This is a genomic window from Microbacterium sp. NPDC079176, assembly GCF_040686675.1.
Taxonomy (GTDB): domain Bacteria; phylum Actinomycetota; class Actinomycetes; order Actinomycetales; family Microbacteriaceae; genus Microbacterium.
Window position 1 is genome coordinate 626,949 of record NZ_JBFBLM010000001.1, and the last position, 13,078, is coordinate 640,026.

The following is a 13,078-nucleotide window of genomic DNA, read 5'->3' on the forward strand; positions in this document are numbered from 1 at the left end:
CTCAGGTTGCGGATGCACGTGAGCCGCCGATGTCCGGGGAAGGCCGCCCCGGGTCAGCCGCCGGTCGAGCTGCGTACGATCAGCTCGGGCGGGAACACGGTCTGACGGGGAATGCTCTCGGGGTCGGCCGCCTCTTCGAGCACGATCCGCAGCGCCGTGCGACCGATCATGCGGCTGGGCTGCCGGATGGATGACAACGGCACCGCGGCGGCGGCCGCGAACGGATTGTCGTCGAAGCCGATCAGCGCGATCTCGTCGGGGACGAGCAGGCGTCCGCCCGACACGAGCGACTGCAGCAGGCCGAGGGCGAGCAGATCGTTCGCGGCGAAGAGCGCGTCGGGCCACTCGCGCCGAGGGCGGGTGAGCAGGCGCGCTCCGGCGGCGACGCCCTCTTCGACCGTCATCGCCGCCGTCGGCACGACCTCGAGCTCGACGTGCACCGCCGCGTTCTCGGCCGCCGCGCGAGCGCCCGCGAGACGGTCGGTGACCTGACGCATGTCGAAGGGGCCCCCGACGAAGGCGATCCGCCGCCGACCGCCCTCGATGAGGTGCTCGACCGCCAGTCGCCCACCCGCGACGCTGTCGACCGACACCGACGAGAACCCGCTGTCGGCGCTGAATCGGTCGACGAGAACCGTCGCGATCCCGCTCGCTCGGAACTTGCGCAGCTGCGTCATGACGTCGCCGTAGGGGGCGATGAGCAGGCCGCGCACCTGCTGCTCGCGAAACAGGTCGAGATAGACCTTCTCGCGGGATGGGTCGTCGTCGGTGTTGCCGTACAGGATCGCGATGCCGTGGCTGGACGCCTCGTCTTCGGCACCGCGCACCACATCGTTGTAGAAGGGGTTCTGGCCGTCGAGCACGACGAATCCGACGGTCGTGCTCACGCCGGCTCTGAGCTTGCGGGCGGCGTCGTTTCGCACGTAGCCGAGCTCTTCTATCGCCTGCGTCACTCGCTCGACCGACTCGCTGGAGACCTCGTCCGGTCGGTTCAGGACGTTCGAGACGGTGCCGACGGAGACGCCAGCGCGAACGGCGACATCGCGGATGCTGACCGGCATTCGGCAGTCCTCTCGTCGTCGGGCGGATCACGCTTCGGCATCGGGGGTTGACCTGAGACCGGCATCACATACACTAGCCTGAAACGAGCTTGAATCGATTCAGGTAAAGTTCATTCCGATCATCATCCCCCTCAACGGAGAGGAAAGCCAGTGGTAGACGCAGCCTCCGCCCGCAGCGCTCCCCCCACCGCGCTCGAGCTGCATCGGGTGGTGAAGTCCTTCGGCCCCGTCGTCGCACTCCGCTCCGGCAGCCTGACGCTCCGCCCCGGCTCGATCCACGCCCTCATCGGCGAGAACGGCGCGGGCAAGTCCACGCTCGTGAAGATCATGGCCGGTCTGTACCGCCGCGACTCGGGCGACTTCCGTCTGCACGGCGACGATGTCGATTTCACCAGCACCGCCCAGTCGAAGGCCGCGGGCATCGCGGTCATCTACCAGGAGCCGACGCTGTTCCCCGATCTCTCGGTCACCGAGAACATCTTCATGGGACGTCAGCCCACCGGCTTCCTCGGCCGCATCGACCGCAAGGCCATGCGCACCGAAGTCGACCGGATCTTCCGCCGCCTGGGCGTGACGCTCGACCCCGACCGCATCACCGAGGGTCTGTCGATCGCCGACCAGCAGATCATCGAGATCGCCAAGGCCATCTCCCTCGACGCGAGCGTGCTGATCATGGACGAGCCGACGGCCGCACTCAGCGGCGTCGAGGTCGACCGACTCTTCGCGGTCGCGCGGAGCCTCCGCGACGAGGGACGCGCGATCCTCTTCATCTCGCATCGCTTCGACGAGGTGTTCGACCTGTGCGACACCGTCACCGTCATGCGTGACGGGGCATACATCGACACCACTCCCATCGCCGAGACCACGGTCGACGAACTGGTGCGCCAGATGGTCGGCCGCGACGTCACCGAGCTGTTCCCCAAGCAGGAGGCCGCCATCGGCGAGCCGCTGCTCGAGGTCACAGCGCTCACCCGTCCCGGCGTCTTCCATGACATCTCGTTCACGGTGCGCGCGGGCGAGATCGTCGCACTGGCAGGTCTCGTCGGTGCCGGTCGCTCGGAGGTCGCCCGCGCGATCTTCGGCGTCGATCCCTACGAGGAGGGAGAGGTGCGGATGCTCGGCGCGGGCGTCGCCCGCCGCAACCCGACCGCCGCGATGCGCAGCGGACTCGCGCTCGTTCCCGAGGACCGCCGCAAGCAGGGCCTCGTGATCGACGCGAGCGTCGGAGGCAACATCACGCTCGCCATCCGCCGGCGCCTCTCGAAGTGGGGACTCATCACGAGCGGCATCGAGAACCGTGCGGCGAAGGAGTGGGCGTCGCGCCTCGAGGTGAAGACGCACGCGCTCGACACCGTGGCGTCCACGCTCTCGGGCGGCAATCAGCAGAAGGTCGTGCTGGCCAAGTGGCTGGCCACCGACCCGCGCGTCCTCATCATCGACGAGCCGACCCGCGGCATCGACGTGGGCACCAAGTCCGAGGTGCACCGACTGCTGTCGCAGCTCGCCGGCGAGGGCATGGGCATCCTGATGATCTCGTCCGAGCTGCCCGAGGTGCTCGGCATGGCGGACCGAGTGCTCGTGATGCGCGAAGGACGCATCACCGCCGAGATCTCCCGCGACGACGCCACCAGCGAGAACGTCATGTTCGCCGCCACCCACTCATCGGAGCTGCACTCATGAGCACCACCACCGCACCCGCGGCCGCCGCTCCGGCGATCGCGAAGAAGCCCGGCGGCATCGGCCGTGCACGCGAGTTCGGCATCCTCGCCGCGCTCGTGCTCGTCGTGATCGCCGCGACCGTCAAGAACCCGGCGTTCCTCTTCAGCTCCGACGGCTGGCGCGATCTGCTGCTCACGCCGTCGATCCTCATGCTCGTCGCGGTGGGCCAGGCGATCGTCATCATCACGCGCAACGTCGATCTGTCGGTGGGCTCGGTGATGGGCCTCACGGCCTACCTGACCGGACGCCTCTTCGTCGACGTCCCCGGCATCCCGATCGTGGTCGTCGTGATCGCGGCCGTCCTGCTCGGTGCCTTCCTCGGCCTGGTCAACGGCGCATTGGTCGCCTTCGCGAAGGTGCCGGCCATGGTGATCACGCTCGGCACGCTCTATGCCTACCGCGGCATCAACGTGCTGTGGACCGGCAGCGATCGCATCAACGCCTCCGACATGCCCAAGGACTTCCTCGCACTCGGCACGCAGCAGATCCTGTTCATCCCTGTGCTGACGATCATCGCGGTGATCGTGCTCGCGCTCGCGGCCTGGTATCTGCGCAACATCCGGGGCGGACGCGAGTACTACGCGATCGGCTCCGACCCCTCGGCGGCCGAGCTCTACGGCCTCAAGGTCACCCGTCGGGTGCTCTCCGCGTTCGTCCTCTCGGGTGCACTCGCAGGTCTCGCCGGCGTCTTCTACGCCGCGCGATACGGATCCATCAGCTCGCAGGCGGGAAGCGGCTGGGAGCTGGATGCCGTCGGCGCAGCCGTCATCGGTGGCATCGCGATCACCGGCGGTGTCGGCACGGTCTGGGGCGCGGCCATCGGCGCGATGCTCCTGATGACCATCAACCGCGCGCTGCCCATTCTCGGCATCCCGGACTTCTGGCAGCGTGCCGTGGTCGGTGTGCTCATCATCGGGGCCATCGTGCTCGACCGGGTGCTCGCGGTCAGACAGAGACGCCAGCTCATCGAGGCGAGGGACGAATCATGACCACGACAACGACGACGACGTCGACCCGCGTCATCCGCGACTACGACCGTCCGCTGTGGCGGCGCATCTTCATCAACCGCGAGTTCGCGATCATCGCGCTCCTCGTGCTGGTGACGATCGTGGCGGCCGTCACGATCCGCGGCTTCGCCCAGCCGATCACCGCGAACTACCTCCTCCTCGACGTCGCACCGATCCTGCTCATCGCGCTGCCCATGACGCTCGTCATGATCACGGGCGAGATCGACCTGTCGGTGGGATCCATGGTGGGGCTCGCCAGCGTCGTCACCGGAGTCCTCACCGAGTCGGGTGCTCCCTTCGAGGTCGCCGCCCTTGCGGCCCTCCTCGTCGGCGTCGTCGGCGGAGCCTTCAACGGGTTCCTCGTCACGATCGTCGGGCTGCCGTCGCTCGCCGTCACGATCGGCACGCTCGCACTCTTCCGCGGGCTTGCGGTCGGCCTGCTCGGCACCACGGCCGTCACGGACTTCCCCGAGACATGGACGGCGCTCGCGAAGGCGAAGATCGCCGGGACGACCATCCCGTACATCGTCATCCCGTTCCTGATCCTGCTGGTGCTGTTCGCGGTGCTGCTGCACTTCACGCCCTTCGGCCGTGGTGTCTTCGCGATCGGTCTGTCGAAGGACGCCGCGCGGTTCTCGGGCGTCGACGTCGAACGGACGAAGTTCATCCTGTTCGTGCTCTCGGGCGTGGTCGCCGCCTTCGCAGGCATCTTCTACACGCTGCGGTTCGGCAGCGCCCGAGGCGACAACGCCACCGGGCTCGAGCTGCAGGTGATCGCGGCCGTGGTGCTCGGCGGAGTGTCGGTGTTCGGCGGACGGGGACACCTCCACGGCGTCGTCGCCGCCGTTCTCCTGATCGGGGTGCTGGGCAGCAGCCTGCGCCTCGCCGGAGTCACATCCGACGTCATCAACATCATCACCGGCGGGCTGCTGATCTTCTCGGTCGTCGCAGCGAGCGTCCTCGCCTGGGCGCAGCGCGTCCGCGCGAAGGCCGGTCCGCCACTGCGCGTAGCAGCCTCTCCCGCACCATGAGGCAGCCTCTCATCGCCGGCACCCGCCAGCGGTGATCATCACGAAAGGAAGAACAATGACGTTTGCACGTAAGAAGATCGCGGGGTTCGCGGCGGTCGCCGTGGCCGCAGCGCTCGTGCTGAGCGGCTGCGCCGACACCAGCGGCGGATCCGGAGGCTCGGGTTCAGAGGGTGAAGGCGGATCCGACAACCTCGCGATCACGTTCCTGCCCAAGAACCTCGGCAACCCGTACTTCGACACCTCGAGCGAGGGCGGCAAGACCGCCGTCGACGAGTTCGGCGGCACGTTCGCCGAGGTCGGCCCGGCCGAAGCCACCCCCGACGCCCAGGTCAGCTACATCAACACCGCGACGCAGCAGGCCGTGGGCGCGCTCGTCGTCTCGGCGAACGACCCGAAGGCGATCTGCGACGCGCTGAACGAGGCCCGTGACGCCGGCGTCAAGGTCGTCACCTTCGACTCCGACACGAACCCCGAGTGCCGCGACCTGTTCATCAACCAGGCCGACTCCGAGGGCATCGCCAAGGTGCAGGTCGACCTGATCGCCGACCAGATCGGCGGAGCCGGCGAGGTCGCGATCCTGTCGGCATCCGCCAACGCGACCAACCAGAACGCCTGGATCGACCTGATGAAGGAGTACGTCGCCAGCGAGTACCCCGACATCACGATCGTCGAGACCGTCTACGGTGACGACGACGACCAGACGTCGTTCGACAAGACCGCTGCGCTGCTGCAGAGCCACCCGAACCTGAAGGGCATCATCTCGCCCACCACGGTCGGCATCGCGGCTGCGGCGCGGTACGTGTCCACCTCGGACTACAAGGGCAAGGTCGCCATCACCGGTCTCGGCACGCCGAACCAGATGCGCGAGTACGTCGAAGACGGCACCGTCACCGCGTTCGCGCTGTGGAACCCTGCCGACCTCGGCTACCTGGCCGCGTTCGCCTCCAAGGCGCTGATCGAGGGTGAGATCACCGGCGAAGAGGGCGACACCTTCGAGGCCGGAGACCTCGGCGAGTACACGGTCGGCGCCGACGGCGTCGTTCTTCTCGGCGACCCGTTCGAGTTCAACGCAGACAACATCGGCGAGTTCGACTTCTGAGTCGAGTTCGTGAGGGGCGTCGGGGCTTCGGCCTCGGCGCCCCTTTCCGTGTGCGCCGCGGTGTGCCGTCTCCGGCGCCTGACAGGGCTGGCATCCGCACCCCCGATGGATCCTGCACCGGCATCCATCGGGGGCTCGGGCGGTCGGATGAGGGGCTGCGACGGGCGTGAGGGAGTCAGCGCGGGTCGAAGCGCTCCGGTTCGTGCGTCGCGGCGACGAGGGCGCGCAGCTCCTCGAGGGATGCCGGGGCGGCGCCGAGAGCCCGTGCCTGCACGAGCACGTTGCCGAGGGCTGTCGCCTCGACGGGGCCGGCGAGCACGGGACGGCCGGTGCGATCCGCGGTGGCCTGGCACAGCAGACGGTTCAGCGAGCCGCCTCCTACGAGGTGGATGCTGTCGAGTTCGCGCCCTGACAGATCGGCTGCCGTCTGCACGGCATCCGCGAAGGCGGTCGCGATCGACTCGACGATCGATCGGGCGAAGGCGGGTCGCGTCGTCGGAGCCTCGGGCCCGAGCAGTGTCGCGATGCGCGCGGGCATGTCTCCCGGTGCGCTGAGCGACGCGTCGTTCGCGTCGAAGAGGGGCACGTCGTCCGTCACGGCGGCGGCCGCAGCCAGCAGCTCGGGCAGGTCGATCCGCGAGCCGTCCTCCGCCTCCCACGCGCGCACGGTCTCGCTCAGCAGCCAGAGCCCCGTCACGTTGTGCAGGAAGCGGTAGCGACGGTCCACGCCGAGCTCGTGCGTGAAGTTCGCCTCGCGCGCGGCATCCGTCAGCACCGGCTCGGTCAGCTCGACGCCGACCAGCCCCCAGGTGCCGCACGAGATGTAGGCGGAGTGCGGGGTCGACAGGGGAGCGGCGACGACGGCGGATGCTGTGTCGTGCGACCCGACCGCGATCACCGGCAGCTTCTTGCCGATGCGCTCGACCAGGTCCGCGCGGAGTGTGCCGATCGTCTCGCCCGGATCGACGAGCGTCGGCAGGATGTGCGTCGGGATGCCGATGCGCTCGGCGAGCTCGGCGTCCCACTCGCCCGACTCGACGCCGAGGAGCCCGGTGGTCGAGGCGTTCGTCCGCTCGGCCACCGCTGTTCGGGTGAGCAGGAACGCGATGAGGTCGGGAATGAGCAACGCGGTGTCGGCGTCGGCGAGGCGGGCATCGACGCGGTACTGGTACAGCGTGTTGAACGGCAGGAACTGCAGTCCGTTGCGGCCGTAGAGCTCGGCGAAGGGCGCGACCGTGTGCACCTCGTCGACGCCGCGCGCCGTGCGCGCGTCGCGGTAGTGGAACGGCTCGGCGAGGAGTTCGCCGTCTCGCAGCAGGCCGTAGTCGACGGCCCACGAGTCGATGCCGACGCTCTCGATCGCCGGTTCGCGCCGTACCGCCTCGGCGAGCCCTGCGACGACGTGCTCGTAGAGAGCGCCGAAGTCCCAGTGCAGACCGTCTTCGCGCTCGACGGGCCCGTTCGGGAACCGCGAGACGAGTTCGAGGTCGAGCCGGCCGTCGCCGATCCGGCCGATCATGACGCGACCGCTGGTCGCCCCGAGGTCGACGGCGGCGACGGACAGCACCGTCATCGCAGGAACGCCGCGGCGACGCCGGAGTCGACCGGGATGTGGAGACCCGTCGTGCGGCTCAGCTCGGGACCCGTCAGCACGTAGACGGCATCCGCCACGTTCTCGGGAACGACCTCGCGCTTGAGGATCGTGCGGTTGGCGTAGAACTGGCCGAGGTCCTCTTCGGCGACACCGTAGGTCGCGGCACGGTTCGCGCCCCAGCCGGAGGCGAAGATGCCCGAGCCGCGCACGACACCGTCGGGGTTGATGCCGTTGACGCGGATGCCGAACTCGCCGAGCTCGACGGCCAGCAGCCGCACCTGGTGGGCCTGGTCGGCCTTGGTCGCCGAGTAGGCGATGTTGTTGGGGCCGGCGAAGACGGAGTTCTTCGACGAGATGTAGATGATGTCGCCGCCGAGCTTCTGGTCGATCAGCACGCGGGCCGCGGCCTTCGACACGAGGAACGAGCCCTTCGCCATGACGTCGTGCTGCAGATCCCAGTCCTTCTCGGTGGTCTCGAGCAGCGGCTTCGACAGCGAGAGACCGGCGTTGTTGACGACGAGGTCGACGCCGCCGAACGCGAGCACGGCGTCGTTCAACGCCGCTTGGATGGCATCCGCATCGGCGACGTTCGCCGCGACGCCGATCGCGACGTCGGTGCTGCCCAGCTCGGCGGCGGCCGCCTGTGCCTTCTCGAGGTCGAGGTCGGCGATGACGACGCAGGCGCCCTCTGCGGCGAGGCGGGTGGCGATGGCCTTGCCGATGCCGCTGGCGGCTCCGGTGACGAAGGCGATGCGTCCCTGGTGCGACTTCGGCTTCGGCATGCGCTGCAGCTTGGCCTCTTCGAGCGCCCAGTACTCGATGTCGAACTTCTCGGCGTCAGAGATGGGCGAGTAGGTCGACAGTGCCTCGGCGCCGCGCATGACGTTGATCGCGTTGACGTAGAACTCACCGGCGACGCGGGCGGTCTGCTTGTTGGCGCCGTAGGAGAACATTCCGATGCCGGGCACGAGCACGATGAGCGGGTCGGCGCCGCGGATCGCGGGCGACTCGGCGGTCGCGTGCGCGTCGTAGTAGGCCTGGTAGTCGGCGCGGTACTCGGTGTGCAGTTCATGCAGACGGGCGATCTGCTCATCGGCGGATGCCGTGACCGGCAGGTCGAGGATCAGCGGCTTGACCTTCGTGCGCAGGAAGTGGTCGGGGCAGCTCGTGCCGAGAGCCGCGAGTTCAGGGGCGCGCTCGGAGGCGAGGAAGTCGAGGACGACGTCGGAGTCGGTGAAGTGGCCGACCATCGGCTTGTCGGTCGACGCGATCCCGCGAATGGTGCCGGCGAGGGTCGCTGCGCGCTCACGCCGCTCGGCCTCGGGGAGTGCCTCGAAGCCGGCACGGACGCCGCCGAACGGATCGGCCTTGCCGTTGGCCTCGATGTAGGCGGCCGCGGTGTCGATGATCCAGAGGGAGTTGGCTTCGGCCTCCTCCGACGTGTCGCCCCAGGCGGTGATGCCGTGGCCGCCGAGGATCGTGCCGATGGCCTGCGGGTTCTTCGCCTTGATGGCGGCGATGTCGAGTCCGAGCTGGAATCCGGGGCGACGCCACGGAACCCACACGACCTTGTCGCCGAAGATCTTCGCCGTCAGCTCTTCGCCGTCGGCCGCGGTGGCGATCGCGATGCCCGAGTCGGGGTGCAGGTGGTCGACGTGCGCGGCGTCGACGAGCCCGTGCATCGCGGTGTCGATCGACGGAGCTGCACCGCCCTTGCCGTGCAGGCAGTAGTCGAACGCGGCGACCATCTCGTCCTCACGGTCGAGGCCCGGGTAGACGTCGACGAGTGCGCGCATGCGGTCGAGGCGCAGCACGGCGAGACCCTGCTCTGTGAGCGTCCCCAGGTCGCCACCGGATCCCTTGACCCACATCAGCTCGACCGGCTGACCCGTGACGGGGTCGGTCTCCGTGCCCTTCGCCGACGTGTTGCCACCGGCGTAGTTGGTGTTCTTCGGGTCGGCGCCCAGGCGGTTCGACCGCTCGATGAGGGCGGCGGCGGTGGGGTTGGTCATGGCTGTTCCCTGTTCTGTGGAGACGTGGCGAGGATGCGGGCGGCGAAGCGGTCGATCGATGCTGTCGCTGCCGCGAGTTCGGGCTGATTGAGGTGGCCGTGGCGGGTGCCCGCCTCGGTCGAGATGTCGATTTCGACGCCCGCGTCGCGCAGCAGGGCGCCGAACGCCTCGCCGGAGACACGGAGCTCGTCGACCTCGCCGTTGATCATGATCGTGGCGGGGAAATGCGAGAGCTGGGCGGGGGACGCGGTGCCGGGCACGGCGTAGACGTCGCCACCGTCGACCGGCCCGCCGAGGTAGTTCTCGTACATGCCGCGCACCGGGTCGGGGCCGAACACGTCGGCATCGGGGTCCGCGTCGAGAGCGGCGCGCAGCGCAGCATCCGGGGCTGCCTGCACGGCGTGGAGCGTCGGATAGGCGAGCACCGCGAGCGCAGGGAAGGGCCCGGGACCGTGACTGAGGCGCAGTGCCGCGCCGGTCGCGAGGTTGCCGCCGGCGCTCGCTCCGCCGATCGACCACGGCCCCTCGGTGAGGCCGGAGTCGACCGCCCAACGGAATGCGGCCTCGACCTCCTCGGAGGCGACCGGGTAGTGCACGCCCTCTCGCTCGGGTGCCCCGGCTGCCGCAGCCCAGGTGCGAGGGAAGGGAGCCAGCGCGTAGTCGACCGACACCACGGCGATGCCGCGCTCGGCGAAGCTCTGCGCGACCCAGTCGGCCTCCGGCATGTCGATCTCACCGGCGGCGAACCCTCCGCCGTGCACCCAGACGAGTCCGGGGCCGACGGGAGAGGTCGGGGTGTACACCCGCACGCGCAGCGGTCCGTGCGGTCCGTCGAGCACCTGCTCGTTCACGGTGTCATCCGTTCTGTCGGGGGGCGTCGGGATGCGGGGATCGGCTCCCGCATCCCGACGGGTCGGGGTGCGGGCTCAGGCGCCCCAGCCGGCCTGCACGCCACCGACGCGGTCGGCGGCGATCTTCTGCTGGTAGCCCGACTCGGCGTAGGCCGCCATCGGGTCGGCTGCGAGGCCGCGCGACTCTCGCCATTCGGCGAGCGCGGGGCGCACGTCGGTGTAGAACGCGTCCATGAAGACGGCGTTGGCGGCGAGCACGTCGCCGGACTTCTGCGCCGCGGTCAGGGCGTCGCGGTCGACGATCAGCGCACGCGCCGTCATCTCCTGCACGTTGAGCACCGAGCGGATCTGACCGGGGATCTTGTCCTCGACGTTGTGGCACTGGTCGAGCATGAACGCCACATCGGGGTTGTTCAGGCCGCCGCCGCGCACGACCTCGAACAGGATGCGGAACAGTTGGAAGGGATCGGCCGCGCCCACGATGAGATCGTCGTCGGCGTAGAAGCGCGAGTTGAAGTCGAACGACCCGAGCTTGCCGAGGCGCAGCAGCTGCATGACGATGAACTCGATGTTGGTGCCGGGAGCGTGGTGGCCCGTGTCGAGGCACACCATGGCCTTGTCGCCGAGGGACGAGACCTGGGCGTAGGACGTGCCCCAGTCGGGAACATCGGTGTGGTAGAACGCCGGCTCGAAGAACTTGTACTCGAGCACGAGGCGCTGGTCGTCGCCGAGGCGTGCGTAGATCTGCTGCAGCGACTCGTGCAGGCGGTCCTGACGGCCGCGCAGGTCGGCCTGCCCCGGGTAGTTCGAGCCCTCGGCGAGCCAGATCTTCAGGTCGCGGCTGCCCGTGGCATCCATCACGTCGATGCAGGCGAGGTGGTGGTCGATCGCCTTCTGGCGGATCGACGGGTCTTCGTGGGTCAGCGCGCCGAACTTGTAGTCGTCGTCCTGGAACGTGTTGGAGTTGATGGTGCCCAGGGTCACGCCGAGGTCCTCGGCGTGCTTGCGCAGGTCGGAGAACGAGTCGACCAGGTCCCACGGGATGTGCAGGGCGACCGAGGGTGCGAGCGCCGTGTACTTGTTCACCTGCGCGGCATCCGCGATCTTCTCCCACGGGTCGCGGGGCGTGCCGGGCGTGCCGAACACCTTGAAGCGCGTGCCGGAGTTGCCGAACGCCCAGCTGGGGAGTTCGATGCCCTGCTGTTCGAGGGCGGCGAGGTTGTCGGACGAGAGGATGCTCATGAGGCGCTGCCTTCGGTGTCGGTGCGGTTGTCGATGTCTGATGCGGGGGAGTCGCCGGCGTCCGCGAGCTGGTCTTCGAGGTGGAACACCTCGGCGAGTGCGGTGGCGGCCTGGTCGGGGCGTCCGTCGAGACCGATGAAGAATCGGCTCATCTCGGACTCCCAGCGCGCGGCGACGGGGGAGGCGGCGAGATACGCCTGGGCGGCGGCATCGTCGTCGGTCTCGTAGTAGCCGACGAGCGTGCCGCCCTCGGCGAGGAACAGCGAGTAGTTACGGCGGCCGGCGGCCGCGATCTCGGCCAGCATCTCGGGCCGGACCGGCGAGTGACGGGCGAGGTATTCGTCGAGCAGTTCAGGACGCACCTGCAACTGGAACGCGACGCGGGTCATGATGGTTCTCTCTTCATCGAGCGGATTTTGAATCGTTTCATTCAATGTCTCAACCCTAGACACGGGCGAGCGACGTGTCAAGCGAGCGTCGGCGGTCACACGGCGGTGATGACCGCGTTGTCGAGCTGATCGGCGTCCACGCCCAGGCGCACGGCCGCGTTCGTGAGCAGCACCCAGCAGACGCCCGCCGTCGGGTGCACCCAGAACTCCGTGCCCGCCCACCCGCCGTGGCCGAAGACGTCACGGTCCACCAGCCCCGGCGCTCGTGAGCGCAGGTTGAACGTGAAGCCCCAGTCCTGACCGCGCTCAGAGGGGTACGGGTCGAGGCGGGGGATCGCGCCGGTCAGCGGGCGGAGCATCATGGCCAGTCCCGCCGGAGACAGGATGCCGTCTTTCGCGCCCTGGCCGATGCGCAGCAGCTCGGCGCCGAGGTGCAGGAGATCCTCGGCTCTGCCCAGGAGTCCTGCGCCGGGAGCACGCGTGGCGTGGAACCGGTCGAGGTCGAGTCCGCCGGCCGCGGCATCCGGAACCCCGAGGGACTTGCTCGGGTCGAGGGTCAGGCCGATCGCGCCGATGCGATGCGCCCAGTCGAATGTGCCGGCATCCCAGGTCGAACCGGTCGCGTGCTCGATCAGCGCCGCGATCCCCTCGAAGGCCAGGGTGGAATACCGCGACGCGGTGCCGGCGGCGAAGTCCCGCCCCTGGCTGAGCAGCTCGTCGCGCAGCGGAAGCGCGGTGTCGAGAACCGGCTCGGAGATCCCCGAGGTGTGGGATGCCAGGTGCCACAGCCGCACGATGTCGTCACGAGAGGTGCCGAACTGCGGCAGGGCGTCGGCGAGCGGAGTGTTCGGGGTGAGCAGACCCCTCTCGATGGCGCGCGTCGCCGTGATGCCGGTGAGCACCTTCGTGATCGAGAACAGCGGATACACGGCATCCGTCGCGGCCCCGAAGCCCTCGAGGTCGACGATCCCGTCGGCGGTGGCCATGCCGAGCACGGCTGTCGGCAGGCGCTCCGCCTGCACGTGACCACGTGCCCAGTCGAATGCTGCGTCGAAGGTCATGGCTGCTCCTGC

11 protein-coding genes are annotated in these 13,078 nt (G+C 69.0%); 4 read left to right on the forward strand and 7 right to left on the reverse strand.

What is annotated here, in order from left to right; all coding sequences use genetic code 11:
- Nucleotides 1–53 precede the first annotated feature (53 nt).
- Nucleotides 54–1,061 carry a LacI family DNA-binding transcriptional regulator gene (locus tag AB0P11_RS03005; RefSeq protein WP_053098748.1) on the reverse strand — a complete coding sequence of 336 codons (1,008 nt, stop codon included), beginning with the start codon at nucleotides 1,059–1,061 and terminating at the stop codon, nucleotides 54–56.
- A 150-nt stretch (nucleotides 1,062–1,211) separates the two neighbouring features.
- Between AB0P11_RS03005 and AB0P11_RS03010 the strand changes: the two genes are divergently transcribed.
- From AB0P11_RS03010 to rhaS, 4 genes are read left to right on the forward strand one after another with little or no spacing between them, the layout of a single operon-like run.
- Nucleotides 1,212–2,741, forward strand: coding sequence for a sugar ABC transporter ATP-binding protein (locus AB0P11_RS03010; RefSeq protein ID WP_363519614.1), 1,530 nt, complete (start codon nucleotides 1,212–1,214; stop codon nucleotides 2,739–2,741).
- A complete protein-coding gene (locus AB0P11_RS03015) occupies nucleotides 2,738–3,769 on the forward strand; it encodes an ABC transporter permease (protein WP_053098750.1) in 1,032 nt (343 codons plus the stop codon). The genes AB0P11_RS03010 and AB0P11_RS03015 overlap by 4 nt, the downstream gene beginning before the upstream one ends.
- On the forward strand, nucleotides 3,766–4,818 hold the full coding sequence (locus AB0P11_RS03020; protein WP_053098751.1) for an ABC transporter permease: 1,053 nt from the start codon (nucleotides 3,766–3,768) through the stop codon (nucleotides 4,816–4,818). The genes AB0P11_RS03015 and AB0P11_RS03020 overlap by 4 nt, the downstream gene beginning before the upstream one ends.
- Nucleotides 4,819–4,873: 55 nt before the next feature.
- Nucleotides 4,874–5,917, forward strand: coding sequence for a rhamnose ABC transporter substrate-binding protein (rhaS, locus tag AB0P11_RS03025; protein WP_056276817.1), 1,044 nt, complete (start codon nucleotides 4,874–4,876; stop codon nucleotides 5,915–5,917).
- Nucleotides 5,918–6,092: 175 nt separating this feature from the next.
- Here rhaS and AB0P11_RS03030 read toward each other — a convergent pair whose 3' ends face one another.
- The 6 genes from AB0P11_RS03030 to AB0P11_RS03055 all read right to left on the reverse strand — a co-directional run bounded on the left by AB0P11_RS03030 (nucleotide 6,093) and on the right by AB0P11_RS03055 (nucleotide 13,066).
- A complete protein-coding gene (locus AB0P11_RS03030; protein WP_363519619.1) occupies nucleotides 6,093–7,490 on the reverse strand; it encodes a rhamnulokinase family protein in 1,398 nt (465 codons plus the stop codon).
- On the reverse strand, nucleotides 7,487–9,523 hold the full coding sequence (locus tag AB0P11_RS03035; protein WP_187249929.1) for a bifunctional aldolase/short-chain dehydrogenase: 2,037 nt from the start codon (nucleotides 9,521–9,523) through the stop codon (nucleotides 7,487–7,489). Before AB0P11_RS03035 ends, AB0P11_RS03030 begins: the two co-directional genes overlap by 4 nt.
- The gene (locus AB0P11_RS03040; RefSeq protein ID WP_363519622.1) at nucleotides 9,520–10,374 is read right to left on the reverse strand and encodes an alpha/beta hydrolase; all 855 of its coding nucleotides are present in this window, start codon (nucleotides 10,372–10,374) and stop codon (nucleotides 9,520–9,522) included. The genes AB0P11_RS03035 and AB0P11_RS03040 overlap by 4 nt, the downstream gene beginning before the upstream one ends.
- 75 nt (nucleotides 10,375–10,449) lie before the next feature.
- Nucleotides 10,450–11,616, reverse strand: a complete 1,167-nt coding sequence (gene rhaI, locus AB0P11_RS03045) for an L-rhamnose isomerase (RefSeq protein ID WP_363519625.1) — start codon at nucleotides 11,614–11,616, stop codon at nucleotides 10,450–10,452.
- Nucleotides 11,613–12,005, reverse strand: a complete 393-nt coding sequence (locus AB0P11_RS03050) for an L-rhamnose mutarotase (RefSeq protein ID WP_053098757.1) — start codon at nucleotides 12,003–12,005, stop codon at nucleotides 11,613–11,615. The genes rhaI and AB0P11_RS03050 overlap by 4 nt, the downstream gene beginning before the upstream one ends.
- 95 nt (nucleotides 12,006–12,100) lie before the next feature.
- Nucleotides 12,101–13,066, reverse strand: a complete 966-nt coding sequence (locus tag AB0P11_RS03055) for a serine hydrolase domain-containing protein (protein WP_363519628.1) — start codon at nucleotides 13,064–13,066, stop codon at nucleotides 12,101–12,103.
- Between the last annotated feature and the right edge of the window lie 12 nt (nucleotides 13,067–13,078).

Coding starts and splice junctions, on each gene's coding strand:
- AB0P11_RS03015 (WP_053098750.1), top strand. CDS start 2,738: ATGAGCACCACCACCGCACCCGCGGCCGCCGCTCCGGCGATCGCGAAG.
- AB0P11_RS03020 (WP_053098751.1), top strand. CDS start 3,766: ATGACCACGACAACGACGACGACGTCGACCCGCGTCATCCGCGACTAC.
- rhaI (WP_363519625.1), bottom strand. CDS start 11,616: ATGAGCATCCTCTCGTCCGACAACCTCGCCGCCCTCGAACAGCAGGGC.
- AB0P11_RS03050 (WP_053098757.1), bottom strand. CDS start 12,005: ATGACCCGCGTCGCGTTCCAGTTGCAGGTGCGTCCTGAACTGCTCGAC.
- rhaS (WP_056276817.1), top strand. CDS start 4,874: ATGACGTTTGCACGTAAGAAGATCGCGGGGTTCGCGGCGGTCGCCGTG.
- AB0P11_RS03005 (WP_053098748.1), bottom strand. CDS start 1,061: ATGCCGGTCAGCATCCGCGATGTCGCCGTTCGCGCTGGCGTCTCCGTC.
- AB0P11_RS03055 (WP_363519628.1), bottom strand. CDS start 13,066: ATGACCTTCGACGCAGCATTCGACTGGGCACGTGGTCACGTGCAGGCG.
- AB0P11_RS03035 (WP_187249929.1), bottom strand. CDS start 9,523: ATGACCAACCCCACCGCCGCCGCCCTCATCGAGCGGTCGAACCGCCTG.
- AB0P11_RS03030 (WP_363519619.1), bottom strand. CDS start 7,490: ATGACGGTGCTGTCCGTCGCCGCCGTCGACCTCGGGGCGACCAGCGGT.